The 21,482-nt window shown below is 69.0% G+C and carries 15 protein-coding genes and 1 pseudogene; 8 read left to right on the forward strand and 8 right to left on the reverse strand.

Annotated elements, in window-relative coordinates; all coding sequences use genetic code 11:
- Positions 1-147: 147 nt before the first annotated feature.
- Positions 148-990 (reverse strand): ribosome-inactivating family protein, encoded by an 843-nt coding sequence (locus AB0F04_RS21185; protein WP_362043501.1) that lies wholly within the window; start codon positions 988-990, stop codon positions 148-150.
- A 357-nt stretch (positions 991-1,347) separates the two neighbouring features.
- Positions 1,348-1,518, reverse strand: coding sequence for a hypothetical protein (locus AB0F04_RS21190; RefSeq protein WP_031106884.1), 171 nt, complete (start codon positions 1,516-1,518; stop codon positions 1,348-1,350).
- Positions 1,519-1,825: 307 nt separating this feature from the next.
- On the opposite strand from AB0F04_RS21190, the gene AB0F04_RS21195 reads away from it, so the two are divergent.
- From AB0F04_RS21195 to AB0F04_RS21205, 3 genes are all read left to right on the forward strand, one after another.
- Entirely contained in the window at positions 1,826-2,431 is a 606-nt protein-coding gene (locus tag AB0F04_RS21195; protein ID WP_362043502.1) for a dihydrofolate reductase family protein, read from the forward strand.
- A gap of 326 nt (positions 2,432-2,757) precedes the next feature.
- Entirely contained in the window at positions 2,758-2,952 is a 195-nt protein-coding gene (locus AB0F04_RS21200) for a hypothetical protein (RefSeq protein WP_362043503.1), read from the forward strand.
- A 103-nt stretch (positions 2,953-3,055) separates the two neighbouring features.
- Positions 3,056-3,307 carry a hypothetical protein gene (locus AB0F04_RS21205; RefSeq protein WP_362043504.1) on the forward strand — a complete coding sequence of 84 codons (252 nt, stop codon included), beginning with the start codon at positions 3,056-3,058 and terminating at the stop codon, positions 3,305-3,307.
- A 116-nt stretch (positions 3,308-3,423) separates the two neighbouring features.
- Here AB0F04_RS21205 and AB0F04_RS21210 read toward each other — a convergent pair whose 3' ends face one another.
- A complete protein-coding gene (locus tag AB0F04_RS21210; RefSeq protein ID WP_362043505.1) occupies positions 3,424-4,146 on the reverse strand; it encodes an N-acetylmuramoyl-L-alanine amidase in 723 nt (240 codons plus the stop codon).
- Between the two features lie 519 nt (positions 4,147-4,665).
- Positions 4,666-4,958: pseudogene (locus AB0F04_RS21215) on the reverse strand (zinc-binding dehydrogenase); the annotation flags it as partial.
- Positions 4,959-5,099: 141 nt separating this feature from the next.
- Here AB0F04_RS21215 and AB0F04_RS21220 point away from each other — a divergent pair.
- On the forward strand, positions 5,100-5,504 hold the full coding sequence (locus AB0F04_RS21220; protein ID WP_362043506.1) for a DUF6336 family protein: 405 nt from the start codon (positions 5,100-5,102) through the stop codon (positions 5,502-5,504).
- A 449-nt stretch (positions 5,505-5,953) separates the two neighbouring features.
- Positions 5,954-6,847, forward strand: a complete 894-nt coding sequence (locus AB0F04_RS21225) for a terpene synthase family protein (RefSeq protein WP_362043507.1) — start codon at positions 5,954-5,956, stop codon at positions 6,845-6,847.
- A 319-nt stretch (positions 6,848-7,166) separates the two neighbouring features.
- Here AB0F04_RS21225 and AB0F04_RS21230 read toward each other — a convergent pair whose 3' ends face one another.
- Positions 7,167-8,396, reverse strand: a complete 1,230-nt coding sequence (locus AB0F04_RS21230; protein WP_362043508.1) for an NlpC/P60 family protein — start codon at positions 8,394-8,396, stop codon at positions 7,167-7,169.
- A 1,068-nt stretch (positions 8,397-9,464) separates the two neighbouring features.
- Here AB0F04_RS21230 and AB0F04_RS21235 point away from each other — a divergent pair.
- Positions 9,465-10,376, forward strand: a complete 912-nt coding sequence (locus AB0F04_RS21235) for a hypothetical protein (RefSeq protein ID WP_362043509.1) — start codon at positions 9,465-9,467, stop codon at positions 10,374-10,376.
- 84 nt (positions 10,377-10,460) lie between these two features.
- On the opposite strand, the gene AB0F04_RS21240 is transcribed toward AB0F04_RS21235, so the two are convergent.
- Positions 10,461-11,681, reverse strand: coding sequence for a sugar ABC transporter substrate-binding protein (locus AB0F04_RS21240; RefSeq protein WP_362043510.1), 1,221 nt, complete (start codon positions 11,679-11,681; stop codon positions 10,461-10,463).
- A 271-nt stretch (positions 11,682-11,952) separates the two neighbouring features.
- Between AB0F04_RS21240 and AB0F04_RS21245 the strand changes: the two genes are divergently transcribed.
- Positions 11,953-12,957: a nitronate monooxygenase gene (locus tag AB0F04_RS21245; protein ID WP_362043511.1), complete on the forward strand. Its 1,005-nt coding sequence runs from the start codon at positions 11,953-11,955 to the stop codon at positions 12,955-12,957.
- A 2,996-nt stretch (positions 12,958-15,953) separates the two neighbouring features.
- Here the strand turns inward: AB0F04_RS21245 and AB0F04_RS21250 are convergent.
- On the reverse strand, positions 15,954-16,601 hold the full coding sequence (locus tag AB0F04_RS21250; RefSeq protein ID WP_362043512.1) for a hypothetical protein: 648 nt from the start codon (positions 16,599-16,601) through the stop codon (positions 15,954-15,956).
- Positions 16,602-18,135: 1,534 nt separating this feature from the next.
- Between AB0F04_RS21250 and AB0F04_RS21255 the strand changes: the two genes are divergently transcribed.
- The gene (locus AB0F04_RS21255) at positions 18,136-18,450 is read left to right on the forward strand and encodes a hypothetical protein (protein WP_362043513.1); all 315 of its coding nucleotides are present in this window, start codon (positions 18,136-18,138) and stop codon (positions 18,448-18,450) included.
- Between the two features lie 4 nt (positions 18,451-18,454).
- Here the strand turns inward: AB0F04_RS21255 and AB0F04_RS21260 are convergent, their stop codons facing one another.
- Positions 18,455-20,845: a Helicase associated domain protein gene (locus AB0F04_RS21260; RefSeq protein WP_362043514.1), complete on the reverse strand. Its 2,391-nt coding sequence runs from the start codon at positions 20,843-20,845 to the stop codon at positions 18,455-18,457.
- Positions 20,846-21,482 lie beyond the last annotated feature (637 nt).

Here is a 21,482-nt window from a genome sequence, read left to right on the forward strand (position 1 = left end):
ACGCCTGGCCGGCCCGGCGCCTGTGTGCCGGGCCGGCCCCGTACGGTTGGTGAGGACCCGGCGACACGCGCGGCACCGGCGGTCCGCAAGCGGGCGGTGTCCCGCCTCAGCCGAGCACCAGGAGTACGGCTGTCATCCCCGGGCGCGTCACAGGAGGGCGACCGAGCCGAGCAGTTCGACGAAGGACAGACGCTGTCGCAGCTGGTCGAAGGAGCGGACGACGGTGCCCAGGACGGTGATTGACGGTGTGTAGCCGCTGCGCAGGTCACGGGCGAACTGGGAGATGCTGCGCCACTGGTTCTGCAGCCCGGCGAGGGCGCCCATCTGCTGTGTGCTTCCGGGGTGGTAGATGTTGTTGTAGATGTTCTCCATGACGCGCCCGAAGCGGGCCCCTTCCGAGAACGTCTGGATCATGACGACGAGAGCGCGGCCCACGTTGTCGTTGTATCCGCGTGCATACCCGAGGGTGGATGCGGCGCCGTAGATGGCCTGCGGGTTGATGGTCAGGCTCTCCCGGTTGTTTCCGGTCGGCAGGCTGGTGTAGTTGCCGGTGCGTCCGAGGCGTTGGGCGCTGTTCCTGGCGATGCCCAAAGTCTGCTCGAACTCGGCTTCGCGGCCGTCGTTGAAGACGTAGTGTCCGCCGCCGCGGGCGGCGTAGAAGCCGGCCACGTAAAGGGTGTTGGCCCAGATGTAGATGGAGACGAGGTCGTTGCCGCCGGTATCGCGGATGCGGACCTGGATGATGCGGCCCTGTTCCTGTGTGGTCTGGGCGATGGAACGCTCTTCCGTGGGGTCTCCGTAACTGAGCCGGTGGATCGCGTCGATGACGTGATAGTAGGCGAGGGCGTGGTCCGTCCCTCCGGCGGTGATGTTGGAGATGTTGTAGTCGACGACCTGGTAGTTGGCCGCCGAAGCCGTAGAACTGAGGCTCGTCACGAGGCCCATGGACATGGCCAGGGCCAGGAGAGCGGCGCATAATTTTCTGATCACGGTTTCACCTCGGGAGTCCGGACGCTGGGAAGGAACACGAGGACGCTATGGCCGTCAGCCTGTTGGCCGGTTGCGTCCGAGCGCACGCTCCTTGCCCGCCGGTGCACTTCGATCGGCTGCTCGGCCAGGATGGCGCCGCGCCGGGCGGCTCGTAGGAGCCGGCACTGCAGTACCTGATACGAGACGCACCTGGCCTCTTCGTCCGGGCCGGTTTCGCAGTGGCTCCTGCCCCGCGCGCCGGCTTGCGCTACGGCCACCGCGACCTGCGCCTGCTCGCGTATGCCTCGAGGGATACGGCGGGACATGCCTGTGGGCCCCGGTGTTCCGGGGCCCACAGGCCAGCTGCTTTTGGACGCGTCACCACCGATACCAGCGGCCCTTGCGGCCCCCTGTGTCCGCACTGCGCAGCACGAAGCCGAGCAGCCAGACGACCAGCACGATGACAGCGATCCACCACAGTGCCTTCAGCGCGAATCCCGCGCCGAACAAGATCAGAGCCAGAAGCAGGACGAGAAGCAGGGGAACCATAGTTATCAACCTCCGTTGCGCCTCGTGCCCGGCAATTTGAAGAACACGCAGCTGATCTGCCTGGTTTCTTCACCGTTCTCGCGGGAACTGAACCCGGTTTCGTCACCGTCGTTCACCTCGCGGAGGGTGAGCGCCACGTGTGCGCGCCCCTTGCATCGGCCGACAGCCGAACCGTGATCTTGGACCACGCGGACCAGGACCACGAGGACTCCTGCCTGTGCAGCACCATCCCCGGTGCCGCCTAGGACGTGTCGTCGATGAGTTTCCCGCGGTTGTGCGGTCTACCCGTCGACGAAGGGAGCGCACCATGCGCAAGATCATCGTTTGCACGTTCCTGACACTGGACGGCGTCATGCAGGCGCCGGGCGGTCCGGACGAGGATGCAGGCAGCGGCTTCGAGCACGGCGGCTGGCAGAAGCCGGTGGCCGACGAGGAGGTCGGCGCGGCCATCGCCGGTTGGTACGAGCACTCCGACGCGATGCTGCTCGGCCGTAGGACGTATGAAATCTTCGCGTCGTACTGGCCGACCGCCGACCCCGACAACCCGTTCACCCACCGCATGAACAGCATGCACAAGTACGTGGCCTCTCGAACACTGAGCTCCGTCGAGTGGCAAAACTCCACGCTGCTGGAGGGCGACGTCGTCGAGGCCGTACGCGAGCTGAAGGCTTCCGATGGTGGCAACATCAACGTCGTCGGCAGCGGCGACCTCGCCCAGACCCTCATGCAGCACGGCCTCGTGGACGAGTACCGCCTGACCATCCATCCCGTGATCATCGGCACCGGCAAGCGACTGTTCGCCGGAGGCGCGATCCCCACTGCGCTGGAGCCGGTCAGCGTCTCGACGACGAAGGGCGGCACCATCGTCGGCGTCTACCGGCCGAACGGTGCGCCCAGTCACGACAGCTACTAGCTGCGTGGCCAGGGCGCGGCCGTCTTCCTGGCCGCGGCCGGCCTGCCACTGGGTGCCAGGTCTGATTCGTACTGTTGTACGTGCCTGCGTGAGATCTCGGTTCGAGGCCGTGCCGCAGTGGCCGAGTGCTCACCCAAAACCTCGGAGAACCCATGGGCCGCCCCACCGCGCTCGCCGCTGCCGCTGCGCTGCTGTGCGCTGGTTGCTCCTCGGCCGACGCGGCAGACCGAGACGAGGCTGCGGCCGCGTCACCCTCTGCAGTGCGCTCCGACCCCGGCTCCGCCGTGCGAGAAGCCGTGGCGGCTCTTCGAGAGGACCTTGCCCGGATGCGCCAGGAGGTCGCGTTGGAGGGTGAGGGTCAGGTACACCGCCTCACCATCACCGGCGGCTTCGACTTCGCCGCCGACAACGGCCACCTGGCGGTCGACCTGCCCGGCGGCGCCATCGACCACAGCGATCAGATCTTCGCGCACGGCAAGATCTACATCCGCGGCGCCAGGGGGATCGGCGAGGGCGCCTGAGGGGTCGTGCCCCGGGACCAGGCGGAGGCCCACTACCTGCTGCGGGAGGTGCGCGTCGTGCACTACCGGGGCATCCTTCGACCACCGGACCGTCACCCTGCGCATGGCCCCCGACGCGCGCAGGAAGACGGAGCAGGCCCGCGACACGCTGGGCAGCGACCTCCCGGTCTTCGCCGACGCGTGGGTCGACGGCCAGGGGCGGCTGGTGCGAACCCGCATGAGTATGAACATGTCCGGTGCGCGGTCGACGCTGACCATGTCCCTCTCGGACACCGGTGAGCCGGTCCGCGTGAGGGTTCCGCGTGGCGCCGACACGGTACCCGTCACCGAGGTCGGCGGCATCCTGAACGGCTGAGCCGGACAAGCACCGGCCGGGCCTGCAGCTCCTCATTGGCGGGACGCCTCGGTGCGGGGGCTCCTGAAAGCTGCGATGCAGGCCCGCGGGTAACCGTGCCAGCTGGCCCCGCCCGGTCAGCGTTGGTGCTCTACCGGTATCGGCTCGGTATCCGGCCGGAGGGTGGGGTGCGCATCCATGAAATGGTCGTACGCGACCTGTGCCGCGACGAGGACCTCGTCGTAGATCCGGTCCATGTGCGGACCGGCGCAGATGGTCGAGGACCAGTGGTGGTGGTAGAAGAGGTTGCTCCTGCTGGGGCGTTGGCCGATCACCTCGGCGAAGTGCCAGCCGGCGAGACGTGCGGCGCTCTTCCAGGTGGTCTCGCCGACCGTCCAGTTGGGCGCGAGCGTTGCGTTCGCCATTTCGATACTGATCGAGCTCTGGTTGCCGGCCGTGTTGCCGACGGCCCAGGCGTACTCGTTCACCTTGACGTACTGGGCGACGGCGCCGGAGGCGTCCACGTCGAAGTGGGCCGAAGCCGGACGTACCTTCCAGAGGTCGAGCACACCCTGATGCGAAAGCCGGCCGGCGTTGTGATGCAGCGTGACCGACGTCTTCCTGTACGACTTGTGGGTGACATGGCCCGTCGCGCTGAGCGCGTCGATGAAGTCCGCTACCGGACGGTCGTAAGGAATGGTGGCGGCCGCTTGGGGGCCGGTTACCGCACCGTCCCCGGCGAAACCGACGAAGTCGCTCTCCGGAAGGTCGTCGAGGTGGTCGGTGCCGGGTCCATCGCCGGTGTCGGTCCTTTCGATGGCTGCCCTCACGTCCTCGTCATCGACGTGGTTCTCGGACATGACGCCGTCCTTTCAGTTGCGCAAGTTCACCTGAGGACATTGGCGGCGAGTACCTCGGTGCCGCGCGCCGTGTTCGCGAACTGGCCCCGGGAACCAGGTGATCGATGAGGGTGAGGTCGGGGTGGTAGCCACTGACCTTGATCACGGAGATCGGCTCGTACCCGGTAATGGTCCTGCACGCCCGTGCATGCGAGGCTCCTCTCGCGCGCGGCCGGAGCCGACGAAAACGCAAGTCTGATGGGAACTGCAGACTTCTGAGAGGCCGTTCAGGGCATCTGATTCCAGGTTCGCCCCGCGTGCAAACCCTGTCAATCGGTCCGGGTGTGCGGCCGGAGACGGATGGCGGCGGCCCTGGCGGTCAAGGCGAGACTGCGGCGCCCGCTTTGACTGGAGCCCTACCCCACGGTGCCCGTGATACGTGTGCTGCCCGGTCGTGGGCAGGACGGCCGGGAGCGACGCCACTCGTGGGGTGCAGGACGACCTTGGTGTAGCACTCGCCCGCCCAGAGCGCCCGCAGGCCGGCCGCCGTCCGACCAGCGAGTTCAGTACGGTCACCGGCTCCTCACGACCCCCGCCGTGCCCCTGCACCTGGTAGCCCACGGCGTCGATGCCCTGGTCCGTGCCCTCGCCCGCCGTCCGCTCGCGGTCTGCGCAACCAGGTCGCCCTCGGCAGAGTTGGTCGGTACGGCGCAGATCTCCTCGGCCTTCTGCAGCCGCTCGGTGAGCCGGTCGACCACCAGCACCTTGCTCGCGCCACGGACCACGGCCGAGTAGGCGGCCATCAGCCCGCCGGAACCGCCGCCGAAGGACGCATCCAGCCCGCGGGGCCCTGCCGGCGTGGGTTTCGTGGGCGGCACCCCGCCGTCGCCGGGCTTGTGCCCAGCTCGAAGGCCATGCCGGGGTGGCCGGAGGCGGTGGGATACCGGCGGCGCGGCTGGGATACCGTGCCGCGTATGCGCACCGAGGACGCGATCATCCGACCCTTGCTGCGGCTCCGGGACGTGGCGGCGCGTGGGGCTCTGTACGGGCTGGCCGCCGTGCCCCTGTCCGGGGTGGCCTCCCTGTGCGTCGGCGACCATCACGACCGGACAACCTTCCTCGGCGTGGTCGGATTGTTCGCCGCTTTCACAGCTGTGGTGGGGATCCTTGTCGGGCTCTTCTTCTGGTGGGCCTGCGAAGGAGACGTCCGGCGCTGTCGCGACTGGCACACCGTCAGCGGCCAGGGCGGGCCGGCGACCGTCGCGGCCCCGGTCCTGCTGCGGACCGGGGTGCTGGCCCTGATGCTGTCTCCCGGCGCCTTCGGCCTGCACCTCCTTGTGGACGGCGCCGGGTACGACAGCTGGCTCTACGGCGACTGAGCACGGGTGGGGGACGGTGAGGTGGTACTTCCCGCCCCTCACTGCCCAATCAGCAACAGCCAGCGCGCGCCCACGCCGCATCTGGTGCGCCAGGCGGTGTGCGCCGGGGCCACGCATCCAGTGCCTTCTCACGAGCGGTTTCGATCCGGAACAGCACTCGGAACGCTGCAGGGCAGGGACACTCGGACGACTGAAGACGTCACTGACTCACCTGGCGGCAGCCGGTCCGGTGCCTGGCACAGGCGAGTTCGTGGACGGGGCAGGGCAGTGGACGAGGGAGATCCATGCTGAGAAAGGCACCGTGGCAGCCCAGCGGGCTGGGGACATCGGCTACGCGTGTCGCGGAACGGTTCCGTGCCAGCGGGCCGGTGGGCGCACCACCGGTCCGGGCTCCGCTCAGGCTTCCGGACTACCCCATGCCGTTCGGCCCGTCGGTCGAGAATCCGCTCATGGCCCAGGCTGCGGAGAAGATGTGGGCCTGGGCGTACGGTCACGGACTCGTCCGCGACCAGGCGGCACGGCAGCGGATGGAGCGCACTCGGCCGGAACTATGGGCGGCGCTGTGCTACACGACGTGTGATATCGGGACGCTCGCCCTGCTGTCGGAGTGGGTCTATTGGGGGTTCGCCCTCGACGACGAGTTCGACGAGGGCGGCCATGGCGTCCGGGCCGCCAAGGTCGCCGTCGCCGGCATGGACGCGGTCCTGCACGGAGGAGCACCGCGTACGGCTATGGAGAGGGCCTTCGCCGATCTTCTGGCCCGCTCATGCCCCGGCCGCTCGGCGGGGTGGGTGCACCAGTTCCAGTACGGGCTGCACCGGTATGTGTGGACCCTGTACTCGCAGGCGGCGGACCGTGACGCCGGCCGGGTTCCGACTGTCGCGGAGTTCGTCGACCTGCGCCGCGACACGATCGCGATGAACCTCTACTTCGACCTGCACGAGATCGACGCCGGCATCGACATCCCGCAGCCGGACCGACACCTGTCGGTCTACCGGGAACTGCGCAATGCGGCGAGCGACTACATCTGGCTGCACAACGACATCGGCTCGCTGGAGAAGGAAGTGGCCGTCGGCGACCTCCACAACGCCGTCTACGTCCTGCACATCCGCGAGGGCAAGACACTGCAGGAAGCGGTCGACGCCTCCAACGTTCTGCTGGGCGAGCACGTGGAACGCATCCTGGTCGCCGAGGAAGAACTGACCAGCCTGAGCGAGAACCCGCCGTATGCCGGGCAAGCCCGCCTCGCGCTCCAGCGGTGCGCGCAGGACTACCGGCGCATCGTCCGCGGCGACTTCGACTACCACGGCCGCGTCCGCCGCTACACCGGAACCGGCTCCTGACCGCAGCCGCCGCAGGCCGGCACCAACAGCGTCGGACGCTTGCCCGTGACGCCGGGAGAACCGCCCGACATAAAACCCACCGCAACGGCTGCCCTGGAGCAACTGCCAGGAAGTCGTACGACAACTCCTGCGTCCGGTCCACCCTGAACCACCCGTACCAGAGCGCCCGGCCCTGTGAGGTGGGCCGGGCGCTCGTTCAGGGTCCGGACTCTTGGCCTGGGCGTACCCGGGGGGACCTGCTTGCACTTCCGCCCTGGAAACGGCACGGCGCGATCACCGGTCAAAAGCCGGAGCTGTCCGAAGCGTTGAGCACCGTCGGTCAGAACCAGCCGGTGCATTCGATGCTGCCGCCCCGACCGTTCGTGCCGCAGGCGCGCATTACGAGGCCGGCGTCGTTCCACTGGGTGGTGTACGCGTCGTTGCCCGAGGTGACGGTGGTGTAGCCCAGCATCGAGTCCCAGGTTTTCCCGCCGTCGGCACTGCGGTCCACCCAGATCTCGTCGCCGACCGTGCCCCCGGTGATGCGGCCCCAGGCGCACTGGGTGGTGCCGTTGTAGCGGAGCTCCACGGTACGGCCGAAGACGGTGGTCGACTTGGCCGTCCAGGCACCCGCGGAGTCGGGCTGAGTGCCGTCGCCGCAGGAGGTGTTGTTCTCCGCGCCGGCCAGAGTTCCGCCGATCGGCGGAAAGTCACCGCAGGACGGAACGTCTTTGAGCAACGCCGGCCCTTGGACGAAGAGATTGCTGATCCAGCTGTGGTAGTCCGGCAGGTACGACCAGACGTTGTTCACCATGCCGTCGACCGTGGCCCGCTCACCCACCCGCTGGCACAGCACCCGCACCTGCACGGAGATGCCGTTGCCGTTGGTGAAGTTGATGTGGCTTCCGGTGTTGGAGTCCTGCCGCAGATTGGGCTGGCCCCATGTCTTGTGGTACGAACCGCGACCGTCCCAGGTCCAGACCATCGGTACGGCGTCGGCGTGCGGACGGAACGCGCCCTGGTAGCGGTCCCAGCGGGCGCTGATGGAGTTGACCTGGATTTTCGCGCCGGATTCGGGTGCTTCGACCATCAGTCCGTTGCCGAGGTAGAGCGCGACGTGCGTCGGCCCGAAGCCCTCACGGCCGAAGTACATGATGTCGCCGGGCAGCAGCACGGCCGACCCCTGCGACTTCAGCAGCTTCGTGTGCGCGTACCCCGGTGCCGCGAAGGTCGCCTGCGTCGTGCGCTCTGTGATGATGTCCCGGCCGGTCGCTTTGTACCAGGCCCAGCGCACCAGGCCGATGCAGTCGAAGCTCCAGTACGTCGGGTCCGCGGCGGTCTCAGGGTAGAGGCGATCGTATATCCCTTGACTGGGACCGGGCATCCCCTGCGCGTGGCCACCACCCCAGGCGTACTGCTGCCCGACGTAACGGCACGCGACCTGGACGGCCGCCTGCGCCGCCTGGCTGGCACCGGACTGCAGCGGCGCGCATCCCGTGGCGGCGGTCGCCGGAGCGGCTGAGGCGACGGGCAGACCGAGACTCACCACCGTCACGAGCGCGGCCGGCAACAGCCGTACCCGGCGACCCCATCGCCGCTCTCCCCACCCCGCTGTCGCCAGTCCCCATGATCTGCGCAATCTGTCCACGGCATTCCCCCCGGTCTCGGTGGTCTACCGTGAACGTACGGCTTCCCCGCTGCCCACCGGCCCTGACATCTGTCAGGACCTGACCAGCCCACCCGCTCCGTAAGGTCTGCGGTCTTTACCCGATCTCACAGCGGAGGGACCACCTTCCATGCGCACCAAGCTGAGGCGCGCCGCCGCGCCGGCTTTGCCGGCGTGACCGCGATCGTCGTCACGACCGGCACCGCACAGGCCAAGCCGACCGACATCTAAGCGGGTTGTGCGTAGCGGGGTCTGATCTGCTGGCAGAGCCAGGATCCGGCGGTCTCGCCGAGCCACGTCTACGGGTCTTACGGCGCTCACAGCCTCAGCAACCCCGAACGACTGCACGTGGTGGATCGCGGCAGAACGCGGCGAGTGCCGAGACTTGGGGCCGGTCAACTCGCTGCATCTGAGGCCGCACTACAACTATCGGAGGGGCATGGCCTGCGCGATGCTGGAAGCCAGATTCGAAGCCCCCGGTCGCAGGGTGGAGGTTTCGTCAGCTTTCCGGAGCCGGCGCGCCGCCCCTGCGCAGACCACGCCGACAAAACGCAGGCCGGCTGAGCTCCCCCTGAGGGTGTGACCACTCCACTCATGCGGACGGCGGGCAGGAATCCGGTCGCCCTGTCCGCCACCGTCTCTCGACCCGCCGACGCCGCAGAAATGATTTCCTCTGCCGAGGCGGTCGACCGATTGCACCTGGCGGCGGAGTCGCATGACGGACGCCGACGCCGGCTTTTCCCTGATCTGAAGGAACCAAGCCCGTCCGGCTCACGACGCTGACACCAGGTGTTGGCTGAAGCATCAACTCACCACACCTGAAACACAGTTGTCGCCCGTCCTCCTGGTTGGCAGACTCGGCTCGCCGACGGAAGCACGCGGACAAGCGTGCGAACGCATGCCCGGCAGCACACGCGCGGAGACATCACGTCAGCGGACGGGGCTCACGTCACCTCATCAGGGGGAACATCCATGAATCTCAGCTTGCCCAGACGCGTCCTCGGCCGCGCCACCGCCACCCTCGCACTGGCGGTGGCCATGGCCACCGGCACCACCGGTCTGCTCTCCGGCACCGAAGCGCACGCCCTGCCGGTCGCCGACGGCTCTTTCAGCTTCAGCGGCGACGAGGACGACTACATCAGCGGCGGCCAGTCCTATGCCTACACGACGGCATCCCAAGACCGCATGAATGTCTCCGGCAACACCGACAACAGGGTGGCCACCGTCTCCGTGGACGGGGTGAACGGCGACTGGTGGACCCTGAACCTCGCGGCACCGTCCGGCAAGGCCCTGACGCCCGGGACCTACACGGGAGCCACCCGCTACCCGTTCAACGACGGGACCGAACCGGGCCTGTCGCTCAGCGGCAACGGCCGCGGCTGCAACCAGCTCACGGGCACCTTCACCATCTCCGCGGTGGAGTTCGGCCCCCAGGGCTACGTGAAGAAGCTCGACGCCGCCTTCGTGCAGCACTGCGAGGGAGGTGCCCCGGCCGTGCACGGTGAGGTCCACATCGAGAACCCGGCCCCGCCGGCCGAACTCGGCCTGGACCTCGACATCGCCCTGGCCGGCACCGCGAGTTCACTCAACGGCAAGGCCACCTTCCACGGCACGGTGAGCTGTAACAAGCCGGTGCGGGTGAGCGTGGGGGGCGACGTCACGCAGGTGAAGAAGCGGGACCTCATCCGCGGTTCCTTCTCCGTGTCGGTGTCCTGCACCCCGGGTGCCCCGGTCGCCTGGACCGGTACGGCCGTACCCACCGGATCGGTCCCCTTCCAGAAGGGGGACGTCGAGGTCGAGGGCCGCGCCACGGCGACGGACCCGGACTACGAGCAGCCGGTGACGGTCAGCGAGACAGTGGCGGTCCGCCTCGGCCGGGTCTGACGTCCTGACACCCGACCGCAAGCCACGCGGCCCGGTCCGGGCCGCGTCGCACTGTTGTATGGATAGCGGGTGGGGTGATGCCGATCAGTCCTGCCCGGCCTGTCCCTGCACCTGCTTCAGTATGTGCTGTGCGGGGAGTGTCCCGTTGAAGAGGTCGGGGCCGTATTGGTTGAGTTGTCGGTTGACCTGTTCCCAGTTTTTTGTCGTGCGGAGCGGGATCGCCGTGGCGTTGGCGGCTTCGAGGACTTCTCGGGCTCCGGCGAGATGGGCGTTGTCGTACCACGCGTGCTGTGCCGATTCGCGTGAGGGGTAGGCGCGTCCTACCCCGCCGAGCCATTCCAGTTGTTTCCTGGAGGTCATCAGCGTGATTGCTTTGAACGCCCTTTCGGGGTCCGGGCAGGACGCGGAGATGCCGAATCCGGATCCGGAGGTGTAGGTCCTGCTGCCTTCGGGGCCGGCGGGCAGCGTGGTCAGACCCACCTGGAAGCCGGCCTGGTTTCTCAGGTTCAGCAACGCCCAGGGCCCGTTGGTTCCCATGGCCACGTTGCCGCTGAGGAACTCCCGGTCGGAGAAGGCGGGATCGGGTGCGGGCAGGCGGGGGGCGACCTTCTCCCTGGCCGCGAGGTCGGCGTACCACTGCACGCCCTGGGTCATGGCGGGGGTGGTCAGGCGCAGTCTGCCCGCCCCGTCGGTGGGCTGCGCCCCGCTCTTGGTCAGCACCATGGGGAACATCGACACATCCTGAGGTGCCGCCACGAACCCGTACTGGCGGTGTCCGGTCAGCTTGCGGGCGGCCGACTCGAACTCGGCCAGGGTCCATCCCACTCTGGGCTCGGGCACCCCTGCGTTGCGGAACATGTCCTTGTTGTACGTGAGGATCACCGGGCCGACGTCGTAGGGCAGTGCGTACTGCTTCCCGTTTGCGCTCAGTCCGTCCATGACGGACTTGTCGAAGTCGCTCACGTCGAACTTGTTCTTGGCGATCAGGTCGTCGAGCGGCAGCATGCCCTGGGTGTAGCCCGTGGTGCGCAGCGCCTGCATCGAGACGATGCAGGGCGCGTCGCCGTTGCCAAAACGGGTGGCGAGCTTGGTGAAGTAGTCGTCGAAGGACGAGGTCTCGAGCTTGATCGTGATCTGGGGATCCTCGTTGGACACACGGTCCGCGAGTTCCTGCCAGACCTGTTGTTCCTCACCGCCGTTGGCCCACATCGACCAGGTCAGCGTCCTCGAACCGTCACTGCCTGCGCTGCACGCCGTGACCAGCGTTCCGGCCAGCGTCAGGGCGAGCGCGACAGCTGTCCTCACTGCGGTGCGCGACCTTGCCATGACACGTCCATATGTCTACTTGGAGCCAATATGCGTGCATTATGGCATGGTGTGTATGTGGATGCGTGCACCCATGTGCCGCCCCAGCAGCCCCGCCGCGCCGTGCTTCCCGGGGGAGGCACTCACCGGCCCAGGCGAGGACCGGTCGATGTGCGCCGGCGCCGACGGCGGGTCACGATGGTCGTAGACGGCCCCGCTCCGCTCGACCGCGGCCCCGCTCCCTCGATCGCGGCGCCAGCAGGAGGTGGCGATGCTCCTCACGCGGTTGTGTGACGTACTCGGGATCGAGCTGCCCGTGATCGGCGCGCCGTACGGGCCGTTCGAGCAGGTGGATCTCGCCGCCGCCGTGAGTGGCGCGGGAGCCCTGGGCAGTCTGGGCACGGCGGTGCGTCCGCTCGCCGACCTGCGCCGCCAGTGGGCCCGGATGCGGGAGCTGACCGACCGGCCCTTCGCCGTCAACCACACCCTGCGCCCTTTGAACGAGGAGGCGTTCAAGGCGACGCTCGAGGAGCGTCCGGCCTGCATCTCCTTCCACCTCGGGGTGCCCGACGACCTGATCGAGCGTGCCCATGACGCCGGCATCCTGTGGATCCAGCAGGTCATGGACGTCCGGCAGGCCGAGCAGGCCGTACGGGCGGGCGCGGACGTCATCGTCGCCCAGGGCGGCGAGGCGGGGGGCCAGGGCGGTGAGGTGGCCACCATGGTGCTCGTGCCGCAGGTCGTGGACATCGCGGGAGGGATCCCCGTTGTCGCCGCGGGCGGTATCGCCGACGGCCGGGGGCTGGCGGCGGCGCTGGCGCTCGGTGCGCAGGGCGTGGCCCTCGGTACCCGTCTGCTCGCGTCGGCGGAGATGAACATCGCCGAGGAGTGGAAGGACCGGATCGTCCGCGCCGAGGCGCGCGACACGGTCAAGCTCGCTCACAGCGACCGGTTCATGCCGCCCTTCTCGCGACCCGGCGCCTACGGCTTCCCCCGTTCCCTGCGGACACCCTTCGTCGAGGAGGCCGAGGAGCATCCCGAGCGGGTGCGACCGGAGGAGGCCGGCCCGCGCCTGGTGGAGGCCATGCTCACCGGGCGGGGACACGAGTTCCTCCCCTTCACGGGACAGTCCGCCGCCCTCGTGCACGACGTCCTGCCCGCAGCCGAGATCGTGCGGCGCATCGTCGACGACGCGCAGACCATCCTCCGCCGAACCGCCGACGCCTGCACCGCTGCCGCCGGGCGGCCCGGCCCTGGCGGCCGCGCCCCTTCCTGAGGTCCGGCCCGTTCCTGAAAAAGACGCCAGGAGCGAGCGGCGCCGTGAGGTGCGGGCGCCAAACGCCTACGAGCGGTACACGGGCCCGGCAGGACACAGCCCCCGCACCGGGACAGGCTTCAAACCGCCCTCCTCACGACCGCGCCCACGGCAGCACACGGCCCCATTACTCACGGCCGGATCGTGGGCGGTCAGCCGGCGCACACCGGGCGGCCCGGTGACCAGACCGAACGAACGCGGATGACGTCACCTCCAGGACACCACGCGTCTGACAGGCACCTCACCGTCCCCACCGGTGTCGGCTGCTCACCCGCGGTCCAGGCGCTCCCCCTCCCGCGCGTCCTGCGGCCGGGGAAGGCCGGGGAACATGCCAGGGCGTTGCCGCCGCCCGCCACGTCTCCTTCTTGCCTTCCAGAAGGAACGGTGGCCCCACCCCCGGCTGGCACCGTCACAGACCCCACGCTTGGGTTCACGTCCACAGCCCGGCCGGTCGGCGGCACCTAGGCGCGGCTGTCCCGGCGACGGCGCTGACGCTCAGTCTCCCGCTGGCCGCCCTGCCGCGCCCGGCGGCAGCCATGCCACAGCCGGCGCCGGCGGCCGGCGAGTTCGTACCGCCCGCCGCTGCGCGGGCCGTTCCGCGCGCCACACAGATCCTCAATGCGGGGTCCAGCGGCTTCCTCTGAGCCCAGGAGGGCAGTGACCGGCTCCTGTGGACGGAGTACGCCACCGACCTGTAGCAGACCGCAGTCACCGGCCTGGCGTCCGGGTCCGGGCCGGCAGCTTTGCCGCGCCGTACCTCAATCGTGCCGCCGACCGGTTGCGGCACGTCGTCGATCGCTGCGGGGCGTGGGCGGTATGGCGCCACCGCGGTGTCGGTGTCGGCGCCACCGCGGTGTTGGTGGGTCATACCTGCTGTGGCATCTTCGGCGGCATCGTTGTCACCACTGCCGGCGGTGTCGGCGGCGCGCCCCGAGGGTCTACCGGTTGGCGGGTGTGCGTGATGGCGGCGATGTCGTACGGACCCCGGTGCAGGGTCTGCCGGCCGGGGTGTTCGGCGTGGTGGGTCGAGGACGGCGACGCGCGGTCCGTCAGCGTGCGCTTTCGGCGTCGCCGACGGCGAGGGGGCCAGCGTCACGGGGTAGTCATCGGGTCGGCCCTGGGTGTGTTCGGCTATCTGCCCGACCGGCCGAGGGCCGGGGACGCCCGGGAGGCGACCGGCTTGTGGCTGGGTACCCACTCGGTCCTGCGGCTGGGTGCCGGGCGTAACTGGGCGGACCTCCACCACCCGGGACAGGACGTCCAGCGCGGCCTGTACCTTCGACACGAGTTGCCTGACCTACCAGGCCGCATACGGCATCGTCGGTGACAAGCTCCTCGGTCTCGAACCGGTGGCGCCCGGCGACATCAGCTACCGGGGCCAGCCGCTGCGGGCCCTTCCCCTCCCGCGGCGCGGACACGTCCATGACCGCGGTCATGGACCCGGCCGCGCACGGACCCGGCCGGGCGCGGGACGGCTCGGTGCTGGGGGCGGGCGCCGCGCACAGCGTCGGACGCGGTGACCTCGACTGGGGCGGGTCTGCCGGGCCAGGCGACGCAACGGTCATGCGTAAATGTCTGATGCGCTGTGCAGCCGATGCCGGCACAGGGTCCACGGCCTCTCGCTCGGCAGTAACATCCTCACCGCAGCCGGCAACAGCACGCTGTACGCGCCGGGCGCGCTCATCGGCGCCTGCCGCGGCATGTGGTGCACGACGAGCGGCACCCCGTGCGTCACCAGGGCGAGCGTGGACGGGCCGGCCGGTGAGCGGGAAGACGACTGCGACGCCGGCGCACCCACTGCCTGCCGGTGTTCGCCGAGCGGCACCGGCCGCCACGGCCGCCGCAACGCCACAGAGTCCGCTCTGAGCATGCTGCGCGCCAACGGCGCCAAGGGCTGGGGCCGCGGAGCCTCGACACGGGCGACTCCACCCCGCAGCTCAAGGGCCCATCCCGGCGGTACGCGGTCGTCGGCGCCTCCTTCCGGCGGGCAGTACATCGGCGTCTCCCTCCGGCGGGCAGTACACCGGGGAGTTCGCCGACGGTGCCACCGGCAAAGTGCTGCACAAGCGGGACCGGGTCGCCGCCGCAATCCGGGGCGACACGCTGTGGAGCGGCGCGGTCCCGGCAGGGAAGGTCACGGCCACCAGACTCCCCGCCGGTACGGCCGTGGAGTCCTTCGCCACCCACAACGGCTGTACTCCGTCCGGCCTCCAGGCCGTCGGCCGCCGGTGTCCTGGACCTGTACTGCTGGGGCGACATGCAGGGCGCGGGCGTCTACGACCGCAGCGTCAAACGGACCGCCACCGCCCTGGCGGGCCGGGTCCTCCGACGCGTTCACTGCCGCTTTCTGCCGCGTCCGGTATCTGCCGCGGCGTTACACCCGGGCCGGGTGACAACAAGGTTTCGGCAATTCCGGTCCTGCGCAATGGCCACCTCACCAGAAAGGTCCGGGCGACGGGACAATAATGTCGACGGGCGCCCTCGCGGAGGCTTTCGGATCTTTGTCGGGAGCCGCGCGGCACTCCACCTTCGTCGGCTCATTGATCACCACGCCTTTGCAGGGCTGCCACGGTCCACGTCCGTCTGCTGCTCGTGACCCTGATCGACCTGGTGGAACGTCACCTCGGCGCAGCCAGGCTGACACGGAGATCTTCGGATCCCACCGAGCCGGCCTTCCCTCTCGGCCTCGGCGATTCAGGCAATCCAGCTCAGCTCTCACCGATCTCGGCAAGCCGTACCTGTCTGGGCTGGGCCAGGACGAAGGAGCGAGCATCCGACGCAAGTGTCCTCCCGCCCTCCATGGCGGCGGCTGTACTGCCCGGCCGAACGATCACCAGCAGTATCAAGGACCGGTACACGGCTCACACACGGCCCTTGACCTCCGCGGAGACCGAGCAGGTCGCCGGGCGCAGCATCTTCCCGGCCCGGGCTGCGGCGGGCAGACGCGTCGGGAACGCCTACCGCCGCCGGTCGCGGGGCATCAGGCCGGCACGGCGGGCCAGGTCGTCCTCCGGCCCGGTGCCACGACGCTTGCCCGGCACGGAGCGGACGACGTAGCGGAAGGGCAGCCCGCCCGGTTCGGCGACCATGCCGCCGAACCGGGTGTCGCCGGCGAACCACACTCGGTCCGCCGGGCGGGGCCCTGGCGGAGGGGGGCCGTCCCAGCCGTCCGCGGGGACGGGGAACGAGCAGTGACTCTGGCCGTCCGGCTGGAGCAGCACCACCCGCCCGTCCGTCCCCCAGCGGCGGCCCTGGACTCGCTCGCCCCCGGAGGCGACCACGCGCACGTCCTGTGTCCGCACCGGCCAGACCTGCCAGCCGTAGGTGGACATCACCAGCCGTTCCCGACGTCGCGCCCGGCGCCACACCAGCGTCAGGCCGGCCGTGACCGCGAAGACGGGCATCACGCAGGCGGCAGCGACGAGGCCTGGGGTGGAGGCCGGGCCCGTCACAAGGAGGACGGCAGCCAGCAGCAGCACTTCGCCGCTCAGCGCCAGGATGCCCCACCGCAGGCCGCGTTCACGCCGCCGCAGGACGTCCTCGACGCCCGGGGTCTCCACCGCCACCCCGGGCAGCACCTCGTAACCGTACTCCGCAGCGATCATCACGTTCCCCTTCCGCAATGGCCGTGGCGCGGGCTCGCGGGCCTCCGCCGAGGCCAGAGCCTACGCCCGCTCCCGGCCACCTACGCCCGCCCGCCCGCCCGCCCGCCCGCCCGCCCGCTCCCGGCCGCCTACGCCCGCCCGCTCCCGGCCGCCTACGCCCGCCCGCTCCCGGCCGCCTACGCCCGCCCGCTCCCGGCCGCCTACGCCCGCCTACGCCCGCTCCCGGCCGCCGGCGCAGGTCGGCCGCCGGCGCAGGCTCCTGCCCGCGCAGCTGGGGGCCAGGCGGCCGAGCAAGGCAACGAAGCCGTGGCAGGAGCCCGGCCAGGCCAAGTAGACGATGGTGTGCTCGAACACCGTTGCACACACGGCGGCGGGCCATGACCGAGACATCGGAGAAGGAGAGGCCGGTGCGGGCACGGGCGCAGACGTGCGGGATGACGCCACCAACCCTCAGCATCACGGGCCACGTCGACGCCCGTCTCGACCACGAGCTCGAACTGCACGAGCGCGGCGGCCACAAGCTTCCTCGCGCCCGTCCGACGGATCCTCTGCCAGATTCAGCATGCCCCCATCGATGTGCCCCTCAGACCGCGTTCGAGATCTGCCGTGCCGCAGGATCCAGGCAGCTGTTGCACTGGACGCGAGGAGTGCCCGGGGAAGCGGTATCCGCCGGACCTGACCGACAAGCAGCGGGCGTTGGCACAACCGACGTTGCCTGCGCCGGAAACGGGACCGAAGGGCGCGCGGCGACAGAAGCATCCGCCGCGGCGAACCGCAGACGCGATCTTCGTATGTGGTGCGGACCGGGCGCGCAAAGCGACAACTGCCGCACGACTTTCCGCCCCGGCCGACCGCGTACCGGTACTTCATACGCCGCCACGACGAGGGCACCCTCACTCGCATCCACGACGTCCTGCGCAATCAATCCATCAGGGCGAGGACCGGAAATGCTGAACCCACGGCCAAACGCATCGACTCGCAGCCCATACGCAACCGCCGGCACCGTCTCGGCCGACACCCGCAGGTCCGGCGCACGCAAGAAGGCCACGGGCCGCAAGCCGTTCAACGTCACCGACACCCCCGGCCTTCTGCCGACCGTCCACGTCCTAATCGGCCAGCATCCACGACCGCGACCGTGCTGAAGGCGCTCCCCGCTGGGGACCCCTCTCAACCACCCAACGGCTGCTGAACGTCCGGGCCGGCCACGGACTCACTGGCCGCCTCGCCGACCGGACTGCCAGCCCCCTCAATCCCATGGTGGGAATCCTCCGCAAAGAGCCAGGCCATCGAGGACTCCGGGGTTCAGCCCAAGCGATGGGCCGCGGAGCGCACGTTCGCCTGACTCACCTCCCACCGCCGCCTGACCCGCGACCACGAGCACCACACCACCCACACCGAAACCACGATCCGCTGGGCCATGATCCGCGTGACAGTCCGCCGGCTCACTCGTCAGTGCCCAGCCCGTAGGCAGGGGCCGGCAACCTTTGTGCCGCCCCGCCCGCGCAGGGGCGGCGCGATAGGCGATCATCGCCCCATGCAGCGAGTGATAGATCTCGACGAAGGTGCTGCCGCAGTCGCTGCACGCCAGCCCGCCTGGCAGGCAGCAGGGCTGACCGTCGGACCTCTGACCTGGCGCGACGAAGCAGCTCCAAGGCCGCAGCGGCTCGAAACTGACAGATCCAAGGTGAGTGATCCCGACTCGATCGGCATCCACCTACGCAAACACGGCCGCGCCGCCGTCGCGGATGCCTGCTCGCAGCGGACTTGGAACGGCTCGAAACTGTCGAACAATCTCAAGCCGAGCTCCGTCATCCGTAAGAAGCAGCAAGGGCTCCCCCCTGATGCATAGGCCGCTACACCCCGGCCCAATCGAGTCCGAGGCCGGCAAGTTGCTGGAGCCGTTCGACAGTGAGCTTCCCCCGGCGTCCTTTCTGGTTCATGATCCATACGCCCAGTTTCACGGTGTGCTCGTCGCCGTTGATAACGACGGTCTCCACATGACCTCTGGGCACTGTCAGGTGGCCTTCGCGCTCTTTGTACTGAGTGAGGGCCGCGACGCCTCGTTCGAAGGCCCCCATGGGCGTCGTGGACGGCTTCGCGGGCTCTTCCTGCTCCGGTGGGAGGGGTGTGATGCCGATCTGCTCCAGGAGCTTGCGCTGCCCATCTGCCAGGCTGTGCCAGACCTCGTGTTGGCGTTGTTTGTGGAGCCATCGGCCGATGTCCATGGCGTGGACGGTGACGCCGGGCGTGAGGCCCGTGAAGTCGCTCTCTTCGCGGACGAGTTCGCGTAGTGCGGTGTAGTGGCGTTGCCAGTCCGGCGGCCACGACGGGTTCCAGTGCTCATCGACGGCCTCCAACGCGGCCCTCCACTCCGGGTGTGCGTCGAGAGCTCCGGGCCTGCGCAGGTTGGACAGCCATTGCCCGATGGGCCGGTCCAGCATGGTCGCGGTGCGGGGTGCGCACAGCGTCCAGTGCTGGTCGTAGTAGGCCTTGGCGGCTTCCAGGTTCTCCTGGAACCGCTCATCCGCCACCGACCAGACCATGCCGAGTTTCTCCAGCCGGCGGGCGCGCTGACCGCTCATCTCTCCGGCCGCGTAGGCCCTTCGCTGTTCTGCGACCCACTGCCCGAGGGGCGTCGCGCCTTCGCGGTGCCCGTAGGGCACGCGGGCGTTCCCTTCCCGCTCCACATACGTCTTGAGCTTCGCCCAGCCGCGGGCCCAGTCCTGCTTCTCGGTGTCGATGACGTTGAAGGACACCCAGCTGGCGACCATCACCGGGTCACGCGGAGCCGCGAAACGCAGCAGCAGGCGGGATTCCCCGCCTTCCTCGGGTACCGCCCCGATCCTCACGGACGGCTGCGCGATGTCCTTCTGCGGCTCTTGAGGGATCGCGAGCAACTCGACGGCCTCTTCATCATGAGCGCGCAGCCCTTCAAGGACTCTCACCAGGGGGCGATACGATCCCGAGCCGACCATGTCCTGTGGTGTTTCTCCCGGCTGAAGAAACACCGGCACGATCAAAGAAGCCAGCTTTCCCTCTCCCGGCTTCTGCCGCAGAGCACGGCCGATGGCCTGCACGATGTCGTGCGGCGCCCCCTTCGGATCGAGCAGGGCCACACTGTCCACGGCCCTGACGTCGACGCCCTCACCCAGGACGCGGCAATTGGAGAGAACAGCCCGCCGCGCCGTAGTGCCGAACGAGCCCAGCACCTCCCGCCGGTGCTCGGGGGCGTGCTCGCCGCACAGCCAGTCCGCCCACATCCACTTCGGGTACTTCTCCGGCTCATTGGCATGCAGCTTCGCCGCCACCCGCTCCAGGCCCTCCGCGTAAGCCTGCGCCTCAATAGTCCGGTGGTGGAAGGTAATACACGTCGACAGGTCGTGCTGCGCCATCGTGTGCAGCAGCGCGGCCTGCAGCGCCCCGAGTCGCTGCCCGCGGACCTCTTCACCATACCGGTCCTCACCGTAGAGCCGCTGGGGGGTGAGGACGGGGTCCTTCAGCTCGAGGACGATGATCTGATACCGCGCCAGCAGCCCGCGCGAGACGGCAGAGGCGAGCGAGAGCTTGTACAGGACGGGCCCGAAGATCTTCTCGTCGTCCATGGAGGCAGCCATCTCCCGCGGCAGCGGATCCCGCACCCCCTCAGCGACCTCCCGATGGCGCTCTTCCCAGATCCGCGGCGTCGCGGTCATATACAACCGGCGGCAAGCCCGGATGACGGCCTGGTCGTGGATATCCGCCCACGCCTTACCCATCGACCCGGAAGTCCGGTGCGCCTCATCGACCACCGCCAAATCCACCGGATCAAGTTTCTGGCCGTAGGCCCCCTCGAAAGCCTCCGCCAGCACACCCAGCGACGCATACGTGGCGTAGATGGTCACCGGCCCGCGCCCGTGCCACAGCGCCAGCTGCACCGGATTGGTGGTGGAGCGCACCTTCAGCCCCCACAGCTCCGGGCCATCCTGCAACGAGCACACCGCAACCGCCGGCCCCCGATGCCCCACCTCATGCCACGCCCTCGCCGTCTGCGCCAGCAGATCCAGCGTCGGCACCAGCACCAGCACCCGCCCGCGGGGCACCAGCCGCTTCGCTGACGCCGCAGCAATCATCGTCTTCCCCGTGCCACACGCAGCGTGCACCTGACCGCGCAGCCCATTGAACGGAACACCGCCCGGAGGGACATCAAGACCACGCACAATGGCGGCAACAGCCTCGATCTGGTGATCACGCAGTTTCACGGCCATGCCCCGTGTTCTCCTTGTCGCGGGATGTCGCACGTAATCAGAATGGGGATTCCGGCTGCGCGGATGCGGCTCGGGGGGAGTAGTGTCTCATCCCAGATACTACACAGTTCACTACAGTGATGCAGCAGCTTGGGTCGATTTCCGCCTCCAGGGTGATACCCGGTTGAATACCATGCGGCAACGGCCGGTTGCCCTGTACGCCGAGACGCAGTCGAGCTGGCCGGGACGACGTGTGGGGAGTTGAGGAAGCGTCAGGGCGGAGCGTTAGCGGAGCCCGTATCCACGGCAGGGTGGCGCTCCGGCCGGCACCCGCAGTCTGTCACTTCCATTGCAGGGGTGGTGCACTGGTTTTCCCAGCGGCTACACAGACCAGCGCGTGATGCACTCACCCCTGTAGCCAGCCTCAGGAATCCCGCTTGCGGGATTCCCTCAATTCGCGCTTGCGCGAATTGACACGCTTTCAGAATTCCGCTTGCGGAATTCAATTCCCGCGCCAGCGCGGGAATCTGGCGGAGCGTCAGCGGAGCCACGCCCGAAGCGCAGCGGAGGGCGCAACTCCCCAGCGCGCCAGCGCTGGGGTACCCGCTCCGCGGGAATTGAATTCCGCAAGCGGAATTCTGAAAGCGTGTCAATTCGC

This window comes from Streptomyces sp. NPDC029041, from assembly GCF_040637515.1.
Lineage (GTDB): Bacteria > Actinomycetota > Actinomycetes > Streptomycetales > Streptomycetaceae > Streptomyces.